At 54.9% G+C, this 26,351-nt stretch carries 23 protein-coding genes; 3 read left to right on the top strand and 20 right to left on the bottom strand.

Annotated features, from left to right (window positions below):
* On the bottom strand, positions 1–464 hold a 464-nt coding region (locus tag K9L28_00460; GenBank protein MCF7934804.1), incomplete at its 3' end, for a hypothetical protein.
* Between the two features lie 288 nt (positions 465–752).
* Between K9L28_00460 and K9L28_00455 the strand changes: the two genes are divergently transcribed.
* Complete coding sequence (locus K9L28_00455) at positions 753–1,724, top strand: TAXI family TRAP transporter solute-binding subunit (GenBank protein ID MCF7934803.1); 972 nt, start codon at positions 753–755, stop codon at positions 1,722–1,724.
* Between the two features lie 103 nt (positions 1,725–1,827).
* On the opposite strand, the gene K9L28_00450 is transcribed toward K9L28_00455, so the two are convergent.
* Together K9L28_00450 and K9L28_00445 are read right to left on the bottom strand one after the other, a co-directional pair.
* Entirely contained in the window at positions 1,828–3,192 is a 1,365-nt protein-coding gene (locus K9L28_00450) for an FAD-dependent oxidoreductase (GenBank protein MCF7934802.1), read from the bottom strand.
* Between the two features lie 189 nt (positions 3,193–3,381).
* Entirely contained in the window at positions 3,382–4,566 is a 1,185-nt protein-coding gene (locus K9L28_00445; GenBank protein MCF7934801.1) for an iron-containing alcohol dehydrogenase, read from the bottom strand.
* A gap of 48 nt (positions 4,567–4,614) precedes the next feature.
* Between K9L28_00445 and K9L28_00440 the strand changes: the two genes are divergently transcribed.
* Complete coding sequence (locus tag K9L28_00440) at positions 4,615–5,196, top strand: nitroreductase family protein (protein ID MCF7934800.1); 582 nt, start codon at positions 4,615–4,617, stop codon at positions 5,194–5,196.
* 514 nt (positions 5,197–5,710) lie between these two features.
* Here the strand turns inward: K9L28_00440 and K9L28_00435 are convergent.
* From K9L28_00435 to K9L28_00425, 3 genes are all read right to left on the bottom strand, one after another.
* Positions 5,711–6,907, bottom strand: coding sequence for a chloride channel protein (locus K9L28_00435; protein ID MCF7934799.1), 1,197 nt, complete (start codon positions 6,905–6,907; stop codon positions 5,711–5,713).
* Between the two features lie 267 nt (positions 6,908–7,174).
* Positions 7,175–7,831, bottom strand: a complete 657-nt coding sequence (locus K9L28_00430; GenBank protein MCF7934798.1) for a hypothetical protein — start codon at positions 7,829–7,831, stop codon at positions 7,175–7,177.
* Positions 7,832–7,972: 141 nt separating this feature from the next.
* Positions 7,973–8,191 carry a DUF3343 domain-containing protein gene (locus K9L28_00425; protein MCF7934797.1) on the bottom strand — a complete coding sequence of 73 codons (219 nt, stop codon included), beginning with the start codon at positions 8,189–8,191 and terminating at the stop codon, positions 7,973–7,975.
* Between the two features lie 300 nt (positions 8,192–8,491).
* Here K9L28_00425 and K9L28_00420 point away from each other — a divergent pair, with 300 nt between their 5' ends.
* Positions 8,492–10,261 carry a C69 family dipeptidase gene (locus K9L28_00420; GenBank protein ID MCF7934796.1) on the top strand — a complete coding sequence of 590 codons (1,770 nt, stop codon included), beginning with the start codon at positions 8,492–8,494 and terminating at the stop codon, positions 10,259–10,261.
* A 109-nt stretch (positions 10,262–10,370) separates the two neighbouring features.
* On the opposite strand, the gene K9L28_00415 is transcribed toward K9L28_00420, so the two are convergent.
* The 14 genes from K9L28_00415 to K9L28_00350 all read right to left on the bottom strand — a co-directional run bounded on the left by K9L28_00415 (position 10,371) and on the right by K9L28_00350 (position 25,855).
* A complete protein-coding gene (locus K9L28_00415) occupies positions 10,371–10,877 on the bottom strand; it encodes a hypothetical protein (GenBank protein MCF7934795.1) in 507 nt (168 codons plus the stop codon).
* A gap of 197 nt (positions 10,878–11,074) precedes the next feature.
* Positions 11,075–13,297 (bottom strand): methyl-accepting chemotaxis protein, encoded by a 2,223-nt coding sequence (locus tag K9L28_00410; GenBank protein MCF7934794.1) that lies wholly within the window; start codon positions 13,295–13,297, stop codon positions 11,075–11,077.
* A 47-nt stretch (positions 13,298–13,344) separates the two neighbouring features.
* The gene (locus K9L28_00405; protein ID MCF7934793.1) at positions 13,345–14,988 is read right to left on the bottom strand and encodes a phosphoglucomutase, alpha-D-glucose phosphate-specific; all 1,644 of its coding nucleotides are present in this window, start codon (positions 14,986–14,988) and stop codon (positions 13,345–13,347) included.
* Between the two features lie 144 nt (positions 14,989–15,132).
* Positions 15,133–15,543 (bottom strand): response regulator, encoded by a 411-nt coding sequence (locus K9L28_00400; protein MCF7934792.1) that lies wholly within the window; start codon positions 15,541–15,543, stop codon positions 15,133–15,135.
* A gap of 22 nt (positions 15,544–15,565) precedes the next feature.
* Positions 15,566–17,818 (bottom strand): chemotaxis protein CheA, encoded by a 2,253-nt coding sequence (locus K9L28_00395; GenBank protein ID MCF7934791.1) that lies wholly within the window; start codon positions 17,816–17,818, stop codon positions 15,566–15,568.
* Positions 17,799–18,248 (bottom strand): response regulator, encoded by a 450-nt coding sequence (locus K9L28_00390; protein MCF7934790.1) that lies wholly within the window; start codon positions 18,246–18,248, stop codon positions 17,799–17,801. Before K9L28_00390 ends, K9L28_00395 begins: the two co-directional genes overlap by 20 nt.
* Positions 18,245–19,474: a response regulator gene (locus K9L28_00385; protein ID MCF7934789.1), complete on the bottom strand. Its 1,230-nt coding sequence runs from the start codon at positions 19,472–19,474 to the stop codon at positions 18,245–18,247. The genes K9L28_00390 and K9L28_00385 overlap by 4 nt, the downstream gene beginning before the upstream one ends.
* Positions 19,475–19,487: 13 nt before the next feature.
* A complete protein-coding gene (locus K9L28_00380; GenBank protein MCF7934788.1) occupies positions 19,488–20,573 on the bottom strand; it encodes a chemotaxis response regulator protein-glutamate methylesterase in 1,086 nt (361 codons plus the stop codon).
* On the bottom strand, positions 20,573–20,908 hold the full coding sequence (locus K9L28_00375; protein ID MCF7934787.1) for a chemotaxis protein CheD: 336 nt from the start codon (positions 20,906–20,908) through the stop codon (positions 20,573–20,575). The genes K9L28_00380 and K9L28_00375 overlap by 1 nt, the downstream gene beginning before the upstream one ends.
* Positions 20,909–21,070: 162 nt before the next feature.
* Complete coding sequence (locus K9L28_00370; protein MCF7934786.1) at positions 21,071–21,886, bottom strand: protein-glutamate O-methyltransferase CheR; 816 nt, start codon at positions 21,884–21,886, stop codon at positions 21,071–21,073.
* Between the two features lie 175 nt (positions 21,887–22,061).
* Positions 22,062–22,511 (bottom strand): chemotaxis protein CheX, encoded by a 450-nt coding sequence (locus K9L28_00365; protein MCF7934785.1) that lies wholly within the window; start codon positions 22,509–22,511, stop codon positions 22,062–22,064.
* A gap of 5 nt (positions 22,512–22,516) precedes the next feature.
* Positions 22,517–22,987: a chemotaxis protein CheX gene (locus K9L28_00360; protein MCF7934784.1), complete on the bottom strand. Its 471-nt coding sequence runs from the start codon at positions 22,985–22,987 to the stop codon at positions 22,517–22,519.
* Between the two features lie 3 nt (positions 22,988–22,990).
* On the bottom strand, positions 22,991–23,365 hold the full coding sequence (locus tag K9L28_00355) for a response regulator (GenBank protein MCF7934783.1): 375 nt from the start codon (positions 23,363–23,365) through the stop codon (positions 22,991–22,993).
* Between the two features lie 288 nt (positions 23,366–23,653).
* On the bottom strand, positions 23,654–25,855 hold the full coding sequence (locus K9L28_00350; GenBank protein MCF7934782.1) for an EAL domain-containing protein: 2,202 nt from the start codon (positions 25,853–25,855) through the stop codon (positions 23,654–23,656).
* Positions 25,856–26,351 lie beyond the last annotated feature (496 nt).

Here is a 26,351-nt window from a genome sequence, read left to right as displayed (position 1 = left end):
CTCATGACCATAAAACTGTTCATCGCTTCCATGGCGGCGTGCATCAGGGCGTGCATCTCCGCCCGCCTTTTTTCCACAACGCCTGCGTTGGGGGCGGCCCCGACAATGGATCGCGTTATCTTTTGGGGGAGGTCCCCCGCCACACCGCCCACCTCTGTTGCGACAGCCCGCCACTTCCAGCCCTTCATAGCCTCTCTGAGTTTGTCCTCCTCTTCCGTCGAGGTCGTCGCCGCAAGAAGCAGGGCCAGGCGACCGATCTGACTGGAATCATGGATTGTAAACCGTAGCGTTACCTCTAGAGGCTGGCTCTCCTCTCCGCCGTACTCCCTGTCTGCTGTTGATTCGTGCTCCCTTTTCAATGTGCTGCTCCTTTCTTTCGCTTCATGCACTTCGTGGGGATTCTCTGGCTCCTCCGTACTCTCTGTGCTGCTCGACGGATGTATCCGGAAATGCTTGAGAAACATAACGTACCTCCTTCGTTTTTCTGTGCAAAGTATAACAAGAGGCGGCCCCCTCGAAAAGCTGGTTTCCGGGAAAACGAGAGTGTCGCGGATTTCCCCGGCAGGAAAATGACGAGGTTGAAAGTTTTCCTTACTCATTCTATACTGTCTGTCAGGTAGGGTTCACTTTGTTCGCCTCATTTCATTGCCTGATGAAAAGGGGGGATGCGTTCTCTTCTTGTTGAGGTCTAACGGTTGGGAAAGGGCGAACACGGTGGAACACGGTAACCACGATAAGGAGGAGAGTACTCTATGAGAAAACTCGCAATTCTTGCTCTCGCAGTTTCGATGTGTCTTGGAGCTTTTGCAGGCACGGCTCTCGCAACCGAGTATCTGTCAATCGCAACCGGCGGTACGGGTGGAACCTACTATCCCGTAGGCGGCGCACTCGCGGACCTCGTATCCAGCAAGGTATCGGATCTTCAGGTGACCGGTGAAACCGGGAACGCTTCCGCTGCCAACCTCAATCTGATTGGTACCGAGCAGATCGAGATGGCTCTGGTACAGAACGACATTGCCTACTGGGCCTATCACGGCAAGATGATGTTCAAGGATAAGCCCTACAAGAATGTCCGTTCGATCGCCTGCCTCTATCCCGAGCACATTCAGCTCGTTGCCATGGAGGATTCCGGGATCAACGGCGTACAGGACCTGGAAGGGAAAAGGGTTTCTGTCGGCGCCCCCGGTTCCGGCGTGGAAGGCGACGTCCGCAGCATCTACGATGTTGCAGGCCTGACCTATGAAGACATGGACACCTATTTCCTCGACTTTAACAACACCACCCAGCGTCTGAAGGACGGGCAGCTCGATGCCGGTTTTGTGGTCGGTGGGTATCCCGTAGCCTCCATTATGGACCTCGCCACCATGCACGACATCAAGCTGGTCAACTTCAGCGACGAGTTCCTGGCCAAGCTGCACAACAAGTACCCCTTCTTCGCCAAGGACACCATTCCTGCCGGGACCTATGAGGGCATCGACGAAGCACAGACTGTTTCGGTCATGGCCATGATGGTCTGCCGCGCGGGCCTCAGCGAAGAAGTGGTGTATGAATTCACCAAGGCCATGTGGGACAACATCGAGGACATCTACGACGTCCACGCCAAGGCCAAGCAGCTGACGTTGGAGAGCGCATTCCAGGGTATCTCCGTGCCCATCCATCCCGGTGCTGCGAAGTACTACGAAGAGCAGGGCATGACCCTCCCCGAGATCCCCGGCACCGACTAGGCAAAACCTCTCCGACAGGAGCAGGGACGCATAGGCAACAGAGAATTCCGGGGGGTGCCACCCCCCGGAATTCTTACTGTCTGTGTGCTTCCCGGAGCTGTCTCTACCCCAGAGCAGCCTGGGCTTTGAAGAGCAGTGTCAGATAGGGATCATAGGGTGCGTTGTGCATGGGACAGTGCACAAAGTGGTGCCCGATGAGCTCCCAGACGCTTTCTCTACGGGTCACAATGTCTACGAAACGTTCAACCAGATAGAGCGGCGGATCATTGTCTGCCACTACCTGGAATCCCAGAATCTGCCCCCTGGCGACCCTGTCGGTGTCGGCGGCGGCGAGGACAAGCTTCCATTTGCCGTCTCTGCACTCTTTCATAAAGGCGTCCCGTGTCTTGAGGTCGACCTCTATGCTCTGTACCGGGATGCCGATTCTGTCCGCCTTCTCCTCCGTCCAGCCTACGCTTCCCCAGTGGATGTCGAAGTTGGCGCTGACTCCCCAGACCGTGGCCGCAGGGAGCTCTGTGGACTGCCCGGCAATGTTCATTGCCGTAATCAAGCCTTGCCGCATTGCCAGTGTGCCGATAAGCGGTGCGATGTATTCTCCGGTGACGGCATCCTCTATCTGTGCGACATCGCCCAGGGCATAGATATCCGGGACGGAGGTCTGCATCGTCCGATCCACCAGGATACCCTGATCCGTATCAAGCCCAATCTGTTTGGCCAGTTCGATGTTGGGTCGGACACCTGTGGCGAAGACCACCCCTTCAGCCGTCACCTCATCGCCACCCTTGAGTCGGACGCCCTGTTCGTTAACTTCCGTGACCATCGCGTCCGTATAGACGTGGATACCGCGCTCAGCGAGGCGTTTTTCGAGTATCTCCGCCATGTCGCCATCCAGAGCAAGATTGACGTGTGGAATCGCTTCAACAATGGAGACATCGAGTCCGCGGTCATAGAGGGCTTCGGCGATCTCCAACCCGATTGCCCCACTGCCGATGACCGCTGCGCTCCTGTGGCTGCCGGCAAAAGCGTCGAGCTGACGCGCATCATCTGCATTCCGAAGCACAAACACGTTGTCTCTCAGCGCGTCCTTGGAGACATAGTCCTTCCCGTAGAGAAACCGCGGTCCCGGGGTATCCGCGACGCCTTCATCGATGACCCCAGGCACAGGGGGGATCCAGGGGACAGAGCCCGGAGCCATCACTAATCGATTATAGTGAATCATTTGCTCTCCCTGCCTGGTTTGTATGCGCGCCTTCTTCGCTTCTCTATCAATCTCGGTCACTGTCCCGGTAACGGTGTCCTCCACTATCGAATCAGGCATCCGAGAGCTTTGGGAGAGGTCTATCACAGTGGCTTCAGGCCCCTCCGGTACGTGGCTTCGTCCGATTCCGTAGGGCAGACTGCAGATGACGGTGGGTTCCTCATGACTCACGATTTTGGCGTCTCGCACACCCATCCTGTGAAGAGCCATATAGGTGATACGTCCGCCCGGACCCCCGCCGAGAATAAGTACATCCGTGGTTACCAAGGCTATCCCTCCTCTGTTCTTTGCTCTCCATCATATACGCAATGGGGGTATTGTCAAGTGCAGGGTTGCACATGCTTGGGGAAGCGTCCGGCCCTCACCGCGCGTCTCCATGTTCACGGAGCCCAGTGTGCGCTATGCAGGAGCCGACTGCCCCGAGGCTTCGTGTGTATTCTCGTTCATGCGTTGGATGATGGCGAGATACTCATCCTGAGTCAGTGCTACTGGATTACTCCCATTGCTGCCGTTTGATACGGATTTTTCAGCAAGGGCCTGGAACCGTGTCTCCGGGATTCCCAGTTCGGCGAAGGGAGGCAGCTGCGTACGCTCAGCCAGGTTCCGTACCCATCGGGCCAGTGAGGAGGCGTTCCAGGTCTCCGGGTCATCCTGCAGCAACCTAGCGATACGGGTGTACCGTTCAGCGCAGTACTGCGCGTTGTGTTCAATCATGTAGGGCAAAACAATGGCGTTACAGAGTCCGTGGGGGAGATCGAACATCCCTCCCATCGATTCGGCGAGACAGTGTACAGGTCCGACATCGGCGTGGGAGAAGGCGAGGCCGGCAATCAGGCTTCCCTGCAGCATTCCCGCCCGGGCTTCTCTGTCGTCTCCATTCCGCCAGGCGTTTTCCAGGTGACCTCCGATGAGTTCGACAGCGTGGAGGGCCAGGGCATCGCTCAACGGTGATGCCTGTCGTGCTGTGTAGGCTTCGATCGCATGGGTTAAGGCATCCAGCCCGGTGGCGGCAGTGAGATTTCGGGGAAGGGACGTCGTCAACAGTGGGTCCACAAGTGCCAGGCTTGCGGCGATGTGCTCATCGGTTACGCTGAATTTGTACTCCTTTGCGGTATCCGTGATCACGGCACTGAAGGTGACCTCACTCCCCGTTCCCGCCGTGGTTGGGATTGCAATCAGCGGGATACAGGGGCTCGGCACGCGATCCCGCCCCTCGTAGTCACGGAGATCTCCGCCATTGGCCCCGATGAGGGCGATGCACTTCGCACAATCGATGGGGCTCCCGCCGCCTACGGCGATCACACAGTCACAGTTCGCGGGAAGCGCCTCAACCCCTTTTTGCACATCCTGCTCTCGCGGATTGGGGGCTACCTCCGAGAAGATTCGGGCGTGCACCCCAGCTTGTGCAAGGGCGTTTTCAATCTGTGTCAGCAACCCTGCTTCCATCACGCCACTGTCGGTGACAACCATTGCCTCTCTCACCTGATGTGACTCGAGGTACCGATCAAGCTGTCCCACAATGCCTGGACCGAAGGAGATCGTGGTTGGTAAGGCAAAACGGTAGGAATCAATCATATTCCACATTATGCACCCTCCTATGTAAAGTAAATGTATAAATAAATTATAACAAATATGTCTCCAGAGCGCTGTTGCCCGTGCTGCGGTTTTAGGGTACCCTGGTCTCACACATGGAAAAAGGGAGGAAGAGTCGCTATGAATCCTGTTTTCAAACGGCGCAGTATTCGGAAGTATACGGATCAACCAGTCGAAGAGGAGCTCATTACCACACTCCTTGAGGGGGCCATGGCCGCGCCCTCGGCACATAACCAGCAACCCTGGGCTTTTGGCGTCATCACCGACAGAGGTCTCCTCGAGAAGATTCCCACGTTCCATCCCCATGCCGGTATGCTGCAGGGCGCACAGGCTGCCATACTGGTATGCGGCGACACGCGCAATCTACAGAGCGAGGAATTCTGGCCTCAGGATTGTGCGGCTGCTACACAGAACATACTTCTTACGGCAGCATACCACAACTTGGGTTCCGTATGGATAGGCGTGTTCCCGAAGCAGGAGCTTATGGAGGGACTGAGCAAGCTGCTCAATATGCCGGGGCATCTTCTTCCCTTCTCGCTGATCTCTCTTGGCTACCCGGCAAAGGAAAAGCGGCCGGCACAACGCTATGACCAGGCAAGAATCTTCTGGAACGGTTTTTAATTCACAGTACGAAACAGCTATATCCAGGCGGGAGGCTGGGCGATACCCGGCTTCCCGCTTTTTTGTGGCCCTTTGGAGCAGAGGCAGCTATAATGGACACAGATATGTGTGGTACTGTGTTGGAGCACAGTTGGGATATGGGGAGGTGTTCACCTTGTTGCGTGCCTCTGTGATCGCTCTCAACTGCACGTTGCTTGCAGTTGCATTGTACGGTTTGGGAACAGCCGGCAAATCTGCCCGCCCAGGCGCTCTCTTCCTCCTGATTGTTGCGGTTGTCAATATCCTGTTTATCCTCAAACAGGATGGAGCGTCTCCCTCTCTCGGGGATCGGCTTCGAAAGAAACTGCAGAAACGAAGCCCGCCAGTTCCCTCCAGACGGGAAAGACAGGGACCTTCCCCCTCCCCGCAGAAACCGGTTCGCCTGGAGGAACGGACCACTACCCAGGATGTTGACGAGCAGGAAGAGGGGGAAGCCGAAGGGCGGGCCACCCGGAAGATGCGTCTGCTCTTCCTCCTACTTGTTTTTCTGGCGGTGATCATGCGGCTTCTGGAACAGTTCCGCTAGGTATGTCCACATTCGGCACTCCCTGCCCACCAGACGCTCTCTGCTTTCGAGGAAATGGAAACGTGCGTACAGATTCCACGGGCGGCTTATCCAGTAGGCGGCGAAGCATGCGAGGGCAGCGGGGAGCGTTATGCCCACCCCGAAGAGTTCGACCGCCAGGAACAGACCGGTGAAGGGGGCGTTGATCGTCCCGGCGAATACGGCCACCATGGCGAGGGCGCAGCATAGAGAGCAGTCGAAGGAAAGCCAATGGGCCAGCACATTGCCGGAAGCCACGCCGACAAAAAGCGTGGGACTCACAATGCCGCCGTTTCCGCCAAAGGCTACGGTGACACCTGTCGCTGCAGATTTGAGTATCCAGGCAAATGGGGAAACATCCCCTCCGCTGAACAGGGAACCCAGACTCTTTTCCCCAAGACCCGCGACCATTCCCCCCGAAAGCAGCAACAGACCGAGGAGGAAGGAGCTTCCAAGCAACGCTCTCAGGAAAAGCGGCATAGGGAAAGCAGCCCCTGCCCGTTTGAGGGTGTTGACAAGAGAGACATGAAAAATGGAAACGAGGCCGCTCGCTATCCCCACGACAAGAGAGAGGAGAACCAGCCTCCCGTTCCAGGGAATCTCGAACTGCAGGGATTCGTAGAAATACTGCACATTGCAGAGGGAAGCCACAAGGGCAGAAGAGAGACTCGCAACTGTTAAGGCTCCCAGAAGAGGGATACGCAGGGTGTGTCCCTTTGCAAGGGTTTCCTTCGCGAAGATGACGGCCGTAAACGGGGCCCCGAGAACGGCCGAAAACCCCGCTGCCGCGCCAAGGAAAAGCATGCTTTCTTTCGGCAGCCTTCCCTTTTCTACGCCTGCACCCAGAAACGCACAGAGGAGTGCGCCCATCTGTACTGAAGGGCCCGTTTTACCGGCAGAACCGCCCACCGAGATGGTGGCCAGCGTTGCGAAGAACCGGGCGGGCACGACACGAAGCCGTTCCTTCCGGGTTTCCTTTTCTACAAGGGAGAGCACCTCTTCTGTTCCGAAGCCGTCGATTTCCGGTGCCGCCTTTTTGCACAGAAAAGCACTGGCGATAAGGCCGGCCGGCAGCAACAGGATGGCATGCCACGTAAAAGAGAAACCGGCAGGCCGTAGCTCCAGCATGCGTACAAACAGGGAGATCAGTCCGCCGATTACGCTACCAGATAGAAGTGCAAACAGGAAGATTCGCATATTCCACGCAGTCATATCCTCTCAACGCAGGCATCAGTTTCCTGACGAAAGCAGCACGCGGAAACGCCGCAGGTTCCCTTGCTTCTGCATTTCCCCACAAAAGGGATACCACGAGAGCAAACAGATCCTGCTTTCGTGGTATCCGGGGAGCTGCACCAATACCTTCAGAAATACCTTTATAGTACTTTCGTCTTTGTGTTACTTCGAGGAACCTCCGCTCAGAATTCGTTCCTCCGCTGCAATCACCGAGCGCAGTAGTTCCAGTGTTTTTCGGTTGCGCTCCAGGTCCTGGCGTAAAAAGGCCTCATGACGTTCGGTCACCCCGGCGGTATCCTCGATCTTTCCGTCGAACACCGAAAGGCGCTGCTGGAGGGATGCCATCTCACTGTTGACTGACTGCAGCTGTCCACGCAGCCCCGCCAGCTCATTGGTCAACGTTTCGGCCGTATTTGCAGTAGACTGCGTCAGATTGCCTGTTTGGGTAACCGTGGAGTCGAGGGCCGAGATACGTTCCTGAAGATCGGCTACGGTTGCTGAAAGCTGCTGATTGCGTTGCTGTGCGGCCTTGGTTGCTTCGTTCGCCTGTTGCAGCTGACTCTGCATCGCTTCAAAACGATTCCCCACCTGGGTCCAGACAATGTTCAGGATGAGCAGCAGTAAAACAGCCAAGCCACCGAATGCGAGCCATAGTTTTTTGCTGTTTCCCGCACCCATCTCCGCCTCGCCTGTCTTCTGCTTTTCCCCCTGCATTTGGGATCCCTTGACAACGGAACTGCCCGACTGGGCGGCGTAGGCCACATTCTTACGGAATCCAAAGCGGTTCACCCACTCCCTAGCCTTTCCTCTTCCTACCATTGCAAGACCTCCTTTGTTCACGTCTTCGCCTGTGCGCGACGTCTCTGTATCTGCGCTGTCCTCTTCGGGACGATACGCAGATATAAGAATACCACGTTGCTCCCTCCCCCGGAAGAACGCCGGGAACAACAGGACCCTGCCCTACTCTTCCCTGTGGAATCCGGCTATCTCAATGTCATTTGTTTCACAAAGCTTCCGTATCTCCTGCTCCCGTTCACAGTGATAGGTACAGGCGAGACCACAGCTGGCCGACAGATGTCTTGGAACCGGCACAATGCGCGCTGCGAAGCCTTCGCGGTTACAGGTTTTCTCAAAACGTAGAGCCATATGGGTTGTGTCGAAGAGAGCGAGACATTGCATGGGTGTTCACCTACCAATGTTTCATGCCGCTTCAAAGGATCACGACGCCTTTTTTGGGCTTTTCCAGGGGTCATGCTGTTCTATAGGCGTTCAAGCCAATCTCAAGGGAGCCGAACCACTTTATTTCACCACAAGAAACGTTTATAATCAAGGTGGCTGCTCAGGGTGGCGCGGCATTGTGCCCTCGGGCAGGACATAGGGAGAACAGCAAGGAGGTGATGCGTGCTTTCGTTTTGACGGGAGTTTCATTGTGGCAAAACGGCTGATTGAAAGAACGAAGTAAATGAGGGAGGTTTGCAGATGTATCGGAGCAAAGCAGGTTATAGGTTACTCGTTGCGTTACTGGTTGCCGTCTTTTCGCTCATGCTGGCGGGATCGGCGGCACTGGCCGCATCCGCCTTTCAGGAAGGCCTTGCATTCGGGCAGGAGAATGCTGCCACCATTCGCTCCAATCTTGATCAGATGCAGCAGAAGGCAGCGGAGAACGATGGCGATTACCGGAAAGCTCTGAAGGCAGCCCGGGATTCCGAGGAAATCTACCAGAAAATCCTCCCATCGAAGGTTGAATGGATGAAAGGCGTTGCCGAAGGAGCAGGTGTCTCCTATCAGGACCTTCTCATCTTCAACACGGTAGATCGGGCCTATGCGGGCTACGAGGGCGAATGCACGACCTTTATCGCCCACGGATCCGTGCTTGCCTCCGGCAAGGGCTCCATCATCGCCAAAAACCGGGATCTCGGTGCCAACACCCTGAGTGAGGTGGCCATGCATCAGGCATCCAATTTCGCCGATGACGCCATCTACAAAGCCGCCTACATCGATATCCCGCAGGTGGACCATACCTACAAGTTCGTAGGCTCCAGGTCGGCAGGCCGCTGGGGATACGGAATGGGTGTCAACGAGCATCAGGTTATCGTCGCTGACAACGACGCACCGACACGGGAAAAACTCGCCTACAAAGAGGGGCTCCACGATAACGACTACGTCCGCCTGATTCTGGAACGCGCCAAGACCGCCCGCGAAGGGGTTGAGGTGCTCACCTCCATCACGGAGAAATACGGTCAGTCCTGGAACTGCATCATGTTTGAGATCGCCGACCCCAACGAACTCTGGGTCGTTGAGGTGACGGGGTACCGCTGGGTCGCCAAGAAGTACGAGAACACCGTAACGGCACGCTCCAATCAGCTCCAGATCGAGGAAGACTACGACATGGCCGCCGATGATCTGGTCAGCTTCGCCATCGAGCAGGGATGGGTAGACGAAGGCACCGAGCACATCAACTTCCGCGAAGTCTACGGTACCTACGAGCTCTATCCCTCCAGCAACGAGAACTTCGCCGACCGCCCCGCCGTTGAAAAGCTCTACAACACGGAGATGCGGTATCAGCGGGCCATGGAGCTTCTCAAGGCCAAGGAAGGGAAGCTGGAGCCCAAGAGCTTTGTACCCATGATGCGCGACCACTACGACAAGGTCACCCTGCCCAGCGGCAAGGTGCTGGAGATGAACCAGGTGCCCTTCTACAGCACTAAGTACGCCGACATGCAGGAATGGGTCGGCAAGTGGCCCGAAAAGGATACTACCGAGCATCCGCTGTTCATGAGATCCATCTGCCACCACGGCATGGGTGGTGTCACCGCATCGGCCGCCATCCTCGTGGCACGCCCCGACGTCCCCGACGAGCTTGGGCTGATGCTCCATGCGTTCAGGAATCCCTGCCTGAGCACCTTTGTGCCCTTCTACATCGGTGCCAACAGGACTCCTGTCGACTACAGCAAACCCGGCGCCTGCGCCAAGTTCCTGAAGATCACCAAAACAGCCCTCGGCAGCTACAACCTGTACCACGACCAGGTGCGGCAGGCGTTCGATCCCTACGAAAAGAATCTCTGGAACGAACTGCCAAGGATCGAAAAGCTCTTCATGGGCATGAAGGATGCCGGCAATCTGGAAAAGGGTCAGGCCTATCTCACGACCATAGTCGAGGAGAAATGCGACAAGGTCATGGATCTTGCCGATCAGGCCTGGGACAACATGGTTGAGGCTGCCGCAGGCAGTTCGGCATGGTCCAGGTAGAGACCGGCTGGGACTAGCACCAGTCGGAAGAGCACTTTCTGTACAGTAAAGGAAAGGAGGCGGGGATATCCCCGCCTCCTTTCCTTGTTTGCAATGAGGATGTGGATGCCTACAGGTGGCAGTCGAACAGTCGACCCTTCCGTGCCGCCCCGCCGGCGTAGCGTTGTTGCAGGGAGACCGTCAGTCCCCTTTGCTGTGCTGCAGCCTGGTCCCCCTCTGCTGTTCCGGAGTCCCCGCCGCCGTCCCCCTCCTGCCGGATCGATTGTACCTGTGAAGTCTCCTGCTGCCGCGCTTTGGCCATCTGCAGGGTAGCTCGGCTCGCCACACGGTAGTCCTGCGGGGAGGGATCCGCCGGAGCCAGGGCCGCGCGTTTCACCTTTTCCATCAGCGTGATGGTTTCTTCCGGGGTGTCTCCTTTTGGAATCCGGATCGACACCTCGCCGCCGACGGCGTACCGCCTCCCGTCCGGACCTGTCTGAAAGCTGTACCGTGCTCCTCCGGCCAGCTCTCCCCCGGCCGCCATATGGGCCTGTTCGTGGGCCCGCACCTTCCTGTCGGCCTGCCGGAGCTCCTGAATGACCCGCCGCTGGTCAGGGGTGTACTCCCGGTTCTGCACATGCCGATCTCCCTGCGCGGAATTCCTCTGCTTTGCGGAGGTCTGCTGACCTCCGCCTTCCGAGGGATCGGGTGCACGGCGGGGATGCAAGTGGATCGACGATAACGCACCTACTGCTCGAACACCGTCAACCATATCGCCTCACCCCATTTTGAAACGTTGACACCAGCTGCTGGATACGGTGGTATCCAGGGGTGTCAGACCTCGGATGTCCGTTTTTCGCCCTCTTTGCCTTCCTGGCGATGTTCTGCCTCATCCTCGTTCTCCGCAGTCCTGTCGTCGCTTTCGCTTTCGGCAGGCAGTTCCCTCTCTGTTTCGCCATCTACCGCGAACTGCTGGATGAGTACCTTCAGTGAATCCACGCTGTCCGTCAGTGCCTGGGCTTCAGTGGCTACGTTCTCTGACGCACTGGAGGTATCGTCGGCGGCTTTCCTGATTTCCTGGATAATGGAGGTTGTCTCGGCAATGCCTGTTGCCGCGTTTTCGACCGTTGTTGCGATCTCTTCACTGGTGGTGGACTGCTCTCCGGCGACCTCGGAGAAGGTGCTCATCGTCGACGACAGGGCCTGTACATGGGACGCTACCCGGTCCATGGCTGTCTCCGTTTCGGCCACCCTGGATGCGATGTCATTGACGAGCGTGTCGGATTCTTCTTTGGTTCGGATAGCGGCATCGGCACGTTGTTGCAGTGTTTCGATGAGTCTGTTGATCTCCTGTGCCGCATGGTTGGATTCCTCGGCCAGTTTTCGCACCTCTTCGGCGACCACGGCGAACCCCCGGCCCGCTTCACCTGCGCGGGCGGCTTCAATAGCTGCATTCAGTGCCAGCAGATTCGTCTGATCGGCGATGCCGGAAATGGTCTGCACGAAGCCGGCTATCTGCTGCACCGAGTCGCTCAGCTCGCGCATACCCTGTACTGTTTCGCCGGACTTCCTGCTCACCTCGGAAAACTGGTTCTGGATCACCTTCATTTCGTTGGTGGTCTCTACGACATCCTCAACGGTAGCCTTGCTTTTTTGGGTGCCTTCTTCACACCGTTCGGCGTTATTTCTGGCACCTTTTGAGATGGTATCGGTTTTCTGGTTCGCTTCCTGGAGAGATGTCTTGTTTCCCTGGGACATCTCGGCAATCTGTTCGATAGAGCTTTTCACCTCTTCCATGGAAGCCACGGTTTCCTGGGAGAGAGCAGCCAGGGACTCCGCCCGGTTGGCGTTGTTCCTGCCGTTATCCTGCAGTCTTTTGACAATCTCGCGGAAGGACGCGACCAGCGTACCAAAGGCTTCCAGGAGATCCCCAATTTCGTCGTGGCGCCCGTCACGCCCCAGCGCAACGGTCAGATCTCCCTCTTTTACCTGATTTGCCGAGGCCACCAGTGAACGCAGGGGGCCGGTTATACTCCTGGTAAGGACGATTCCCAGCAGGATTGCAAGTGCCGCGCCGATGACGATGCCGATCACGCTGTTGGTGACCGCCGTCTGTGATTCCTGTTGACCTGTTGCCACGGCGGCATTCGCCGAGGCCATCTCGGCCTTGACCAATTGGTTGAGGGATCCTGTTAATTCCATGTAGGAACTGCCCAGCTGCCAGGTGGAGATGGCGTTCAGCTGGTCGACAATGGCCACGGCCTGATTCGTCAATTCCAGTGCTTCCAGTAGATTGTTCTGGATGCTTTTGACGGTTGGGAGCGTATCGTTGAGATAGAGGTTTCTGACGTAATTTTTCTCGAAGTCGCCGTAATCCTCAAGGGTGGTGAAATCGGCGATTTCGGCACCCCGGGTGACCAGAAATTCCCAATCCATACGAACCTTATCGATGATTGTGTTCATCTTCTTGCTGCTGCTGTGGAACTGATCGAGCCATTTCCCGATGGGTCCCTTGGTGGGATCGAGGGTCTGCTCAAACGCGGTCCCCTTCATAACGGTTTCCCCAAGCGCCAATGTCCAGGTTTTGATATCCAGCAGCACCTGAGCGATATCCTTTTTCATTTTCTCTGGGTTGGTGATGTCTGTTTCTTCCAGAGATTTTGCTTTGGTGGTGAACTCCTCCATTGTTTCTTCAAAGGTGTTCCAGTGTTCGGTGTAGCGTTTCCACAGCTCCTGTTCCTTTTTGTTTTTGGGAATAGAAGCGTACTGCTCCATCGCCTCGTTGGCGGTGCGTATCGCCCGGTTGATCTGAAAATAGTTTTGCTGCCGACTTGCCATATCAAGCCTGCTGTTGAGCAGTGACTTCTCGGAGACCCGTGCCTCGGCGAGAGAAGTCTTCATGGTCATCAGTGTCTCCACGCTCGGCAAACTCTCGTCTCCAAGCCGTTCGAGCCGGACGACGGTCTGTCCCAGTCCCCGATACCCGACGTACCCTACGGCGACACACACCAGGGCGACAAGAATATACCCTCCGATCAGACGCATTCCGATTTTCATCCGCGGTCCTCCTATGATACCCTCTCAAAAAAAAAGTCCAGCGGCCTCTACCTGGGTTGAAGGATTTCGTTTATGGTTTCGTTTCCCTTCTGCAGCAAGGCGTCGACGTGCTCTTCGCCGAGGAAACTCTCGGCATACATCTTATTCAGATCCTCCGTGCCGGAGGGCCGGACGGCCAACCAGCCGTGTTCGGTCACAAGCTGCACCCCTCCCAGTGGATTTCCGTCACCGGAAGCCGTGACCTTTATCTCCAGCACCCTTTCTCCCGCAAGATTTGTGCAGGTGATATCCCGGGGCCTCAGGGATTTTAGTCGCTCTTTCTGCTCTCTGGTTGCCGGCGCCTCCACACGTCTGTATACCGGTTTCCCATGTTGCGCACAGAGGCGATCGTAGAGAGCGGCGAGATCTTCGCCGTATTCAGACATGATCTCGGCGGCGAGCAGGCACATGACGATACCGTCCTTATCGGTGGTCCAGGGGTTCCCGTCACGCCTGAGGAAGGATGCACCGGCGCTCTCTTCACATCCGCAGGCGCATTTGCCCTGCAAGAGGGGATCCACAAACCACTTGAATCCCACAGGGACCTCGTAGACGGGCCGTTGCAGCCCCGCGGCGATACGGTCGATCAGCGATGTCGTCACGGCTGTCTTGCCGGCAGCCAGCGTATCGGGCCACTGGTTCCTCGAGGTGAAAAGATGCCACACCGCTACCGCCAGGTAGGCATTGGGCTGGAGCAACCCTGCTTGACGGGTGACAATCCCGTGCCGGTCAAAGTCCGGATCATTCCCAAAGGCAAGGTCATAGCGATCTTTCAACTCAATAAGCCCTTCCATCGCATAGGGTGAAGAGCAATCCATACGGATGGCGCCGTCGTGGTCGGGTGGCATAAAGGAAAACGTCGGGTCCACGCGGTCATGCAACACATCGATGGACAGACCGTAACGCTCCGCAATGCGTTCCCAATACCGGAGCCCCGCTCCTCCCAGGGCGTCGGCGCACATGGTCAATCCTGACTGGGCGATGCGCTCCATATCGACCACGGAATGGAGATCCTCGATGTAGGCCGCCTGCAGATCCTCCTCCCACAGGTTGTGCATACGCAGGGCGCGTTCCAGAGGGACGCGTTTGACACCGGCAAGATCGGCCTTCAGCAGTTCGTTGGCTCTCTTTTCGATCTGTGCGGTCACCGCGTTCCCCGCCGGGCCGGCAGAAGGGGGATTGTACTTGAAGCCGCCGTCCCCGGGGGGATTGTGCGACGGCGTGATCACGATGCCGTCCGCAAGCTCGCCGTTATGCGAGCGCGACCAGCTCAGAATCGCGTGGGAGATAACCGGCGTAGGCGTGTACCCGTCGTGTTGCTGGAGAACCACGGCGACTCCGTTGGCCGCAAGGACCTCCACAGCGGTATGTGCCGCCGGTTCGGAAAGAGCATGGGTGTCTTTTCCCAAAAACAGCGGGCCTTGAATGCCCTTTGACCAGCGGAATTCGGCGATGGCTTGGGAGATTGCCAGTATGTGCTGTTCGTTGAAGTTTTTCTTCAGCGAGGAACCGCGATGTCCCGAGGTACCGAAGCTCACTCGCTGGGCCGGATCCTCGGCATCCACCGTAGCCGTGTAGTATGCAGCTACCAGTTTCGGAATTTGCACCGGTTCCCCTTGCCTTTTTTCCCCTTCTGCCCTCTTCGCGGACATGGATATTCCTCCTTACCAAGTCCAGCCTTCACGGACTCGTCGCAACGCAGTTAGAATGCTTTCCTGGAATCCATGATACCAGATAGGCATTCCCCATGCTATAGTGCCCGCCCATGACGGGAAAGCACTGGAGGAAGCGTTTTGTTATGGAGTGTTTTCCGCCTCAATCAACTGGAGTTCTTCAAGCAAGGCATCGAGTTTCTTGCGGGCGATCGGTTTGATGAGGTAGCCGTCACACTGCTCACGGAAGGCCTCGAAGACATTCTCCCGATCCCCGAGAGCCGTTGTCATCAATACTGTCACGCCATCCTTCATCAACAGTCCCTCTTGCTCCTCGTAGCGTCGCAATTCCTTCAGAACGCTTTGCCCATCCATCTCGGGCATCATGATATCCAGACAGACCAGATCGTAGGGGTCACTACTTTGCAATGCGGCAGCAAAGGCATCCAGCGCCTCGCGGCCCGACCAGGCGATGTCAACGGAGCCATACCCGGAAAGCATGGATTCCAGAACCTTGGCGCTGGCTTTATCATCTTCGACAACAAGGGTTTTCATTTCTTCCCTCCTTAATAACACGTTACACGTTTATCAAAGGTGCCGTTGCGTTGTTCTCGGCATGCGCGGGCTGGCGTTCCATCGTTTCGGCGATGGCATTGATGTTCACCACCAGGGCTACCGTACCGTTTCCCATCACGGCCCCTCCGATAAAGAGAGACTGTTCACCGGAAATTTGTTCGATGTCTTTTAAGACAAACTGTTTTACGCCTTCGATCGCATCCACATGAAGAGCGAAGCGTCTCCCTTTGCTTTCAAGCACGATCAGCGTGCCTTCCTGGAGGCTCCCCGTGGTGCAGCTCCCATTGCCAAGGGAGCAGACGGTAGCGCAGCGGCGCACGGTCAAGATGGAATCGCCGGTTTTCACGCATTCCGTTTTCCCCTGCACCGTAAAGATCTGGTCCGCCTCCGGCCGGAAACAGTGTACGATATAATCTGTCGGTATGATAAGGCGTTGGCCATTTGCAATGACGGAAAAGCCGGTGAGGATCTGAGTGGTCACCTCTGCAGGTATGGTGACCCGGAAGCAAGTACCTGCTTTGAGCTCTGTTTCTACGGAGATCTTCCCACCCCGTTTTTCGAGCTCGTGTTTTACCGCGTCCATTCCCACACCGCGGCCCGAGACATCGGTGACCTGTTCAGCTGTAGAGATGCCCGATGCGAAAAGAAGATCCACAATCTCATTCTCGGAGAGACGCATCTCAGGGCTGATCATGCCGGCATCGATGGCTTTCTGATGGAGCGCTTCCATATTGATGCCGCCGCCATCGTCCCGGACCTCCATGACAATCATCTTGTCCCGTTCTTCAACGGAGACCGTGATCTGGCCAGACCGTGCCTTCCCTTCCCGTTCGCGGACATCCGGAGGCTCTATCCCGTGATCCACGGCGTTCCGTACCATATGTGTCAAGGGGGTTTCGAGCACGCCGAGAATACTCTTGTCAACCAGCGTATTCTCCCCGCTGACATCCACTGCTATCTCTTTTTCGGTATGTCCGGCTATCTCTCGTGCGATACGTGGTGCCCGTTGCAGCAAGGGTTTCACGGGGACCCTTCTGATATGCATGATGTTCTGCTGGAGTTTGCCGGAAAGCTCGTGGAACGCTTCATTCACACGGTGCAATTCGCCTGTAACCGTCTGCCGGGTATCGACCTCCTGGACCCTCTCCTTGAGGTGGTCGTACATCTCTCCAATCACAATCAGTTCTCCTACAAAGGAAAGAAACGCATCGATGCTCTCTTCTCGGACCCGCATGGTGGTCTCTGATTTCTGCTGCCTCGCGGTAGCCGCGGCGGCAGGAGGCTCTCCCGAACCACCGGGCTGCTTCTCCCCTTCTGACGCCGAAGTCGGCTGCTGCTCCGTGGTGTCCTCAGGGGGTGATTCCTCCTCTTCCCCGGGAGCCCACTGGGCAACCTCAAGAAGATGTTCAAAATGCCCCATCAGAATATCTTGAACCAGAGGTATAAAACCTATCTTTTCAACAGAAGCACGGAAATCCTCCTGAAGCTCCTTGAGAACCGACACCGCCTCTTCGTTCCGGACACGGGAGGCGAGTTCCTGCAGCGCCTGTTCCAGCTGCTCTGGTTCAAGCGAACTGAAGGCCTCTTCCGATGTCAGCATCTGCTGTACCCTCTTCGCTTCATCGGGAAGCTCCTGCGACCCCCGGGCAGATGATTCTCCGGATTGAGAGGTGTGCAATGCCGGCTCCTGCAGATGGATTCCTTCTCCACGGGCCAGCTCCTGCGCAAGGCCCTTCGCCTGTTTCGCCACCTGCTGCAGCGAATCGTCCTCATAGAGTTCCGCTCCCGCCGAAAAGCTCTCCACGCATTCAAGGAGCTCGTTCCACCGGCTCTCCCTCGTTGCCTCTTCTCTGCCGAGAAAGCCCTGAAACAGGTCGAGAAGTCTGGCAAAGGCATCCTCATCGTGCACTTCCGGCTCATCTTCTCTGGCCCGTTCCAGCATCCTCGTCAGCTCATCGGTACCCTCCAGCAGGCTGCCGACAATATCGTCCTGAACGGCTAGCTGACGTTTCCGGATCGCGTCGAGGACATTCTCCATGGAATGGGCGAGGTTTTTGATCTGCATAAGCTCGAAGAAAGGGGCATTCCCCTTGATCGAATGGATAACACGGAAAATGCTCTCCATTGGACCGCTGTCTTCCGGCTGCATCTGGAGTTTTTTGAACAGCGGTGTTAATCCGGAGAGTGCCTCGAGGGATTCGTCAATGAGCTCTACTTTCAGTTGGCGGTCGACATCATTCGACGATTCGGTCATGTTCACTCCCCCCCTGTCCAGGCTTCATCCCCTGAAGCTGCACCAGCTTCCGCTTCCAGTGCTCCAGGTCTTCAATGGCCTTCTCCACTGCGCCATCAAGTTCCTCAAAGTCCTCAAAGGGTTTGAAGATACAGGTGTCGGCCCCCCTGCGCATTGCCGCCAGGGCGTTTTCGAGGGTTACGTAACCGGTAATCATGATCACATGAGACATGGGGTATTGTTGACGGATCTCTTGCAACAGCTCCGTTCCTTTCATGCCCGGCATCACAATATCGCTTACAACAACCTCGTAGCGCTTTTTATCCAGGCACTGTAACGCTTCAGCACCCCCGGACGCAGGGGTGACCTCGTACCCCTTCATACGGAAATGCCGCCCAAGCATCTCGCGGATCTCGGCTTCATCGTCTACTATCAGTATGCGGTACGTCATTTGACTGCCCCCTTCTTGTTGGAAACAACGGGGAAACGTGCGCCAAAGCGGGCCCCACCCAGGGGACTGTTGGAGACCTCAATGCTTCCCCCATACTTTTCCACTATATTCTTGCTGATGGAAAGACCGAGTCCCGTTCCCTTACCTGGTTCCTTTGTGGTAAAAAAGGGCGTAAACAGATCCTCTTTGGCTTTCTTCGAGATCCCGGGGCCGGAATCGTCGATCCAGATGGAAACCCCGAAGCTGTCGTGCTCTGTTGTAATGCGGATCGTGCCCTCTCCCTGGTCTTCTATTGCATCAACCGCATTTAAAACAAAATTTACAATTACCTGCTCGAACTGTTGTAAATTACCATATATTTTGGGAATATTTGCACTGATGTCCTTTTCTAGATTCACGGAGTATTTTAAACGGTTCATGCAGAGCTCCAAGGCTTGTTCGATCAGTTCATTGACGTCGACCTCTTCGTAAACGTCGTAATCGTCTCTTGAGTATGTTTTCAGGCCCTGTACAATGGTACGTATTCGTTTTGTCCCCTTGCGGATACCCTGGAAGACCTTTGGGAATTCTTCAAGGATGAACTCTCTCTGATGCCTCGCCGTATCGTCTTGTTCTGTTTCCGTGTTTTGCTGCAGTGTCTCCCGTACAGTGGGCCAGCAGTCCTCAAGGAACTGCAGATTGCCGCTGATAAAGGTCGTGGGATTATTGATTTCATGTGCAATTCCGGCTGCCAGAATACCGATCGTACTCATGCGGTCGGCATGCACAAGCTGCTTCGCCCGGTCTTCCGCGAGATTCTCCATACGCCTGGCAAAATCGGCATAGCTCTGATTGCTCTCCGCCAATGAGGCCTCCAGCTCAACCATACGCTGGCCAACCTTGATTCTGGCAAGCAACTCCTCTCGGTTGAAGGGTTTTGTGACATAATCATCCGCGCCGGCCTCAAAGCCCTTGACGATATCCTCCGCCTCGCCCCGGGCGGTGACGAGAATCAGATAGGGGGGGATCACCGTTTCCCCGCTGCGTATGCGACGGCATACCGTGAGACCATCCAGTTTCGGCATCATCCAGTCGAGCAGGACGATTTCCGGTGGCGACCCTTGCTGGATCAATTGGAGAGCGCTCTCCCCATCTGACACAGAGAGCGTTTCGTAGCCCCAGTATTCAAGGAGTCGTTCCAGTAACCGCTGAGATATCCTGTCATCCTCTGCAATCAATACACGCATTTAACCTCCCGAATCATGCCCCCTGAAGAGAGAAACGCTGCACGAGAGCTTCGGGGATTCTGTGCAACGGAAGGACAACACTTGCCGCTCCCAGGTCGATGGCTTCCTTGGGCATGCCGAATACGACGCTGCTTTTTTCATCCTGAGCAATGGTCCACGCCCCGGCATCGTGCATGTTGAGCAGCCCCTGGGCGCCGTCTTTTCCCATGCCTGTCAGCAACACACCTACAGCGTTTTTCCCCGCAAATTTCGCGACCGATTGGAACAGCACCTCCACGGAGGGGCGCTGGTGGAAGACCAGCGGGCCGTCCTTGATTTCCACAAAATAATTCGCCCCGCTTCGCTTGAGAACAAGGTGACTGTTTCCCCGGGCGATCAGTGCTTTGCCGGGTCGTAACAGCTCCCGGTTTTCCGCCTCCTTCACCTCCACCTCACAGATCTCATTCAGTCGGCCTGCAAAGCTTCGCGTGAAGTGCTCCGGCATATGCTGCACAACGACAATCGGAGGGATTGTCGCGGGCAATCTGGTGAGCACTGCTTTGATCGCTTCCGTCCCCCCTGTGGAGGCGCCGATGGCAATCACCGAGTAGGTGGTCTCGAGCATGCTTGACCTTGCTCTGGGAACAACGGGACGGGCCTCCTGTTTCGGCTTGGCGGGCTCCTGTGCTTTCTGTTTGAAATAGTCGGGATCAATTCTGGACACCGCCCGGATCTTGTCGACGAGCATCTCGATCATGTCGCGCACCGTATAGGAGGAACCGGGCTTGGCCATCACCTCTACAGCACCCAGCTGCATGGCGCGTACAGCCGTTTCGGAACGGCCCCGGGCGAGTGAGCTGACTACGATCACGGGCATCGGTCTGTGCCGCATCAGCTTTTCCAGAAAGGTAAGGCCGTCCATCTCGGGCATCTCGATATCAAGCAGCAGGATATCTGGCTTGAGGGCGACGATCTTGTCCCGTGCGATATAGGGATTGGGTGCAGCTCCCACAACCTCGATGTCGTCCTGTTTGGAAAGCTCTTCGGTGAGAATCTTTCGCACCAGTGCCGAATCGTCAATGACGAGCACCTTTGTGGGCGTTGCATTCCTCGGAACCATCAGCCTACCCCCCCGCCCTGAATAACCCGTATCTCGATATCTCCTGTGGATACATCAAAGATCACCTTACGTCCCCTGGAACCCTGTACATCCCGCTGCACCACCGGTATCCCGTACCGTTTCAGCACACGGAAGGCCATCTCCACATTCCGCTCTCCAACCCTTATGCTGGCGTTCATCTCCCGACTTTGCGACCCCCCCGCCACATGGGCTTTCATCGATCGCAAGGAAGCCCCTTTCGTTTGCATCAGTTTGATGAGGTATGGTGTGGATACAGAGCCGAATTCGGCTGTTCTCTGTTCATTCCAGGGTTTGGCGTAGATAAAGTGATTCATCCCTCCGACATGCGCCTGGAGATCCCAGAGGCATACGCACACGCAGGAGCCCAATATTGTTTGTATGATATATTTTTCCTTTGTGACAAAAATATAGCCAGGTTGCAAGAAGTATCTTTTTATATCGTCCATTCCTATATAAGTATTCATAGGATTGTATTTTTATACCTTTCTGTATACCGTGGGTTGTACATATTTGAGATCGTGGGATACATTGACAAGGCTTTCCGAATGACCGATGAAAAGGAGCCCTCCCAAGGTGAGCGCTTTCTCGAATTTCAAAAGCAGGCGCTGTTGCGAACGCTTGTCGAAGTAGATCATAACATTCCGGCAGAAGAGGATATCGAACCCTTTCTTGAAGGGAAAGGTATCGGAGAGATTGAACTGGCGGAAGCTCACGGATCGCCTGAGGGTTTCGCCCACCATCACATGCTCCCTGGAACGACGGAAATATTTCGAGAAAAGGTGGGGTTCGACGTTGGCAACCGCTTTATTGGGATAGATACCGCGGATCGCCGTTGCCAGCGATCCGCGGCTGATATCTGTCGCCAGAATCCGTACGGCGATCTGTTCCGGTACGATCTCGTGCAATGTCATCGCCAAGCTGTAGGGCTCTTCACCGGTGGAGCAGCCCGCACTCCACGCACGGATCTCTCTGTTCTTCCAGATACGGGGATTATGGTTGCAAATATTATCAAAATTCTTTTTGATGAAATTAAAGTGATTTGGTTCCCTGCAAAAGCTGGTAGTATGTACTGTGATGGTATCCATAAAGCTGGTGATCAGCTCGTCTTCCTCGCCGGCACGGACAAGTCGGAAGAACTCTTCGTGGTCATCGATCTCTGCATGACGCATGATCTTTTCCAGCTTGAGCCGGAGCATGTCAAGCTTTTCGTCCCGAAAGTAAATCCCGAGGCGTTCGTAAATCAGGTCACGAAACTTGCGCAGCAACGAGTTAGAAAACCGGGTTCGAGGCATCAAATCCTCCTACCATTGCTGTGGCATGCAAAACACTGTTCAGAGATCGACGCAACGTTTCAGCGGTCATGCTGTGCAGCTCCATCTGGTTGCTGGCTTTGCGAGGTGTTATCCACACATTCCTTCGGTTCCACGATTTCTTCCGGCAGCCACAGCGCGACGAAGGCCAATTGGCCTATTCGACGGCGAACCGGATGGAAAGCATGCCCGCGGAACCGAATTTGACCATTAGGACAGTCGCAGGAACGCGGCTGATCATCAGAAAAAGCCGATTCCCCGTCACGACCGTAGGTGGAGACAGTTGTATCGGCAACTCCGCTTCCACCTTCTGGATTGCCGAACCAACATACATGTTTGTCAGCTCCGCCAGTGCGCTTTTTCCCATTGCATCGAGTTCGTTGACCTCTGCTCCGCCCATCATGCCGGAAACCACCGCACAGGCAACCTTGCGGTTTAACCCAAGCACTACGTTGCCCCGTACCCCATCGGTAAGGCCTACGAGGATATTCACTGGATTGGCCGAATTGAGGCTCTGTTGCTGCATCTCTCCGCTCAAATCCGGCTGCAACCCAAACATGGGAAACATCTCTGTTGCCGCTGTCGCCAATGCCTCACCTAGCTGCATGCCTATCACCCTTCAAACCCCACGTCCAGCGTGAGTGACCCCTCGGAGGAACGGAACCCGCTGCACTGGGACGCCACTGAGGGTGCAGTGATCTCCATTCCTTTTCCTGCAAATATGGCAGGGGGCGTCAAACGCAGGCCAGTGCCCTTATAGCGATTGTTGATCTCTGTAAGCGCTCCGCCACAGAACATGTTGACAAACTCGGCTATCGTAAAGTATGTCTCCATCGTATCGGCGGGTTCATCACCGAGCATTCTGTGTGTCACCGCCTGTACCACAGCACTGTCACAGGTCAGGGTTATTCTTCCCCGCAGTGATTCGTCGCTATTGACCATACCTATGACAATGGCGATTGTCTCATCCCCGAGGGTTGCATCACTGGAATTTTCAACATCCAGTTCGACCAAATCAGCAGAAAGTGCCGTAAAGGATTCGCTGACCTTGGATTGTGCGAATTCCTGAAACCCCTCTTCCATGGGCTAGCCCTCCTTTAACACATTAAATACCGTCTTGAGCAATTCGGGCCCCTTAAAAGGTTTTGTGAGGAAATGATGGACACCGATCTGCTTTGCCTCCCGGATTAATTCCTCGTCACCCATGGAACTCAGCATGATGATTTTTACTTTCGGATGCTGGGAACGGATCTTCCTGGCCGCTTCGAGCCCATCCATGACCGGCATTGTGATATCAAGGGTGATGATATCGGGACGGAGTTCCCCTACCTTCTCTAATCCCTCTTTTCCGTTGGATGCTCCTCCTACAATTTGCACACCCTTCCCGTCCAGCCCTTTTTTGACAGCCTTGTGGATAAAAGGGGAATCATCGATAACCAAAAGCTTGATTTCGCTACCCATATACATCCCTCCAAAATAGCTATACCTGCCCGCCGTTTCCTACTGTTCAGAGCAGACTTCTACATCTCTCCGCTTCAAAAATAGTGTGAGCTTTTCGTTGCTATGCAAGAACTCCGGCCCTGGAGTTTCGTGCGTCTAAGACATGTTTCGGGGTGATGCGCGACTATTTTAATTTTATCTAAATTTCCTGAAGTTCCCTTACTTATTAGTGTCAGCTTTGCAAAATCCAGAAAGGTTTTCAGTTTTTTTTGATACTTTTAGAGAATGCCCAGGCCTGTTCCCAGAAAGCTAGATTCGGACCTCAGGCCGTGCAAGAAATTTCAAGATCTCGTCTTCCGGAATCGGCCGGCTGAAATAGTATCCCTGGAGGTAGTCGCAGCCCAACCGCTGTAGAAAGCGGAGTTGCCCTTCCGTTTCCACACCTTCTGCGACAACAGTAAGACGCAACGATTTGGCCAGCTCCAGTATTGCATGGGTGACTGCCGCATTCCCGGAATTATGTTCCAGGTCGGCAACAAATGCCTGATCAATCTTTAACCCCTGGATAGGTAGTCTTGTTAAGTAACTCAGCGAGGAATAGCCTGTGCCAAAATCGTCGATATCAATGCCGAATCCTATCTTCCGCAATTCCTGCAATCGTTTCATCGCAGCATTGGAGTCGCTCATCAAGATATTTTCTGTGATCTCAAAGTTAATTCTATTGTAAGGCACCTTTGCGCTTTTTGAGGCATAAAATATAAAGTCTACAAGATCAGTTCTGTAGAATTGCAATGCAGATAAATTGATCTTTACTTTTATATCTTTTGTTCCTTTGCGTGAATCCCTTGCCCATTGTGAAACTAACTGATTGACCTGCCAAATAACATATTGATCAATAGCATAAATCAAACAGCATTCTTCTGCAAGGGGGATGAAGGATCCGGGCGAGATCATTCCCCGCTCCGGATGCTGCCAACGTACCAGTGCTTCTAAATGTGTTACCGTTCCGGAGCTTGCGTGGACGATCGGCTGGAAAAAGACGGTAAACTGTGCTGTTTCCAGTGCCTTTCGGATATCCCGCTCCATCTGCACCTTCTGGAGAACAGGCTTTTCCATCTCCGGTGCGAAAAAGCGGACCCCTTCTTCCTGAGAGCTTTTTGCACGCAACATGGCGAGTTCGGCGTTTTTCAAGAGACTTTCTTCATCATGGCCGTCATTGGGGTAGACGCTGATGCCGGCACTCGCTGCAAGGTAGAGTTCACCAAATTCCTCGCAATCAAAGGTGGTATCAAAGACATCGAGAAAGGATTCCGCCGCCAGGCCAAGCTCCTCTATGGTCCGGGTATCCCGAAGGAGAACGCAGAATTCGTCGCCGCCAATTCGGGCAATCGTATCCCCTTTACGTTTCGCTCCGTCGATCGTTTCCGCTACATTCTGAAGGATACGGTCTCCGGCAAAATGCCCAAGAGAGTTGTTGATATTTTTGAATCTATCTAAATCGATAAATAGTGTGCCAATTAATATATCTGTTCCTTTGCATTTATCAATTTCCTGTTTCAGTCGATCCAAAAAAAGCTGTCTATTGGGAAGATTGGTGAGTGGGTCATAATAAAATCTTATTCGCAGCTTTTCTTCTTTGGTTTTGATTTCAGATAAATCCGTGAATATTGAAATAAAATTGATAATGTTGCCTTGCTCATCGTAGAGCGCTTTGATGGAAAGCCGTTCCGGATAGGTCTCGCCGTTTTTTCTTCGGTTCCAAATCTCTCCTTCCCAGCTTCCCTGCCCCTGAATGTCTTTCCACATCTTTTCGTAAAAGGAACGGTCATGCCGATCTGATTTCAGAATTCGCGGATTCTTTCCCAGGACTTCCTGTTCGCTGTACCCTGTAATACGCTCAAAGGCCGGATTGACCAGCTGGATCCGGTTTTCGGCATCGGTAATCACGATTCCCTCCACTGCACTCTGAAAGATGGTTGAAGAGAACAGTTTTTCCTTCTCGATGTTCCGAAGCTGTGTAATATCACGACCGAGAACAACCATCCCTTTACGAGATCCATCCTGGTAGTACAGTGGAACACGTATCACATCGAAGACCCTGGATTCCCCTTCGGGGCCGGATATGATCTGTTGTGTCCGTGAGGTTTCCTGCTTCTGCCAGGCCTGCTCGTCTGCTTCCTCGCCGTGTTCCAGCGCTTTCCCGCCCCAGGGAGAGAGTTCGGCCAGTTCCCGGTCGCCTTTTCCTGCGTACCTGATGTCCTGTAAACCGAAAAGAGAGAGCTGGGCGGCGTTGGCTTTCTGCCAGCGACCCTGCCCATCCTTCAGGCAGATACTGTCCGGGGATGCATCAATCACTAGCCGCAGAAGTTCTTCTGCGCGGGTACGGTCCGCATTGTTCGTCATGCACCGCTGGAGCAGACGTTGGGCATCCTCGGCATGTCTATCCTTGATGGTGTCGCCGAATCCAGCTTCATCTTTCTCTGAATGCCCTGGAGGATTGGAATCTATCACAGGATCGCACCCCTTTATCGCTTTTGAGTCCTCTGAGGTAAGGCCCCGCTCCGGACCATTCAAATCTTCCCGCCGACGAACCAGGCTCTTGCCTTATATGATCAATATATTTGCATTTTCCTACGGTTGATATTAGGAATAATGCGTATTTATCGGCAAAATATTTTAAAAAAGCAGAAAGGAAGCGCTGCGCCTCCTTGTTCTCAATAAAGGATGCACCGTCGTCAAAATCTTTCCGGCCCGGTATCCCCTGCCCGGTATTCCCCAACGCAGAAGGGGTCCACAATAAAAGAGAATAATGGCTGGAGCTACAGGGCTTGATGCGTATTCTACCATCTTCTGTACCGATTCTGGAATGGCGATGAAAGCGGCTCTGCAGGCAAGTACAGGCGGTGCCGATGCCAGGCTCTCCGCCCGGTTTTTGTGACACCCCTCGGGATCGTGTCTTACATACTCCAAATGGATACCAAGGGGGGGGCACAGCGGCAGAGGGATG

The sequence above is a fragment of the Synergistales bacterium genome, assembly GCA_021736445.1.
Classification (GTDB): Bacteria; Synergistota; Synergistia; order Synergistales; family Aminiphilaceae; genus JAIPGA01.
The sequence above is the reverse complement of the archived record's forward strand: the minus strand, read 5'-3'. Positions and strand labels throughout refer to the sequence as shown.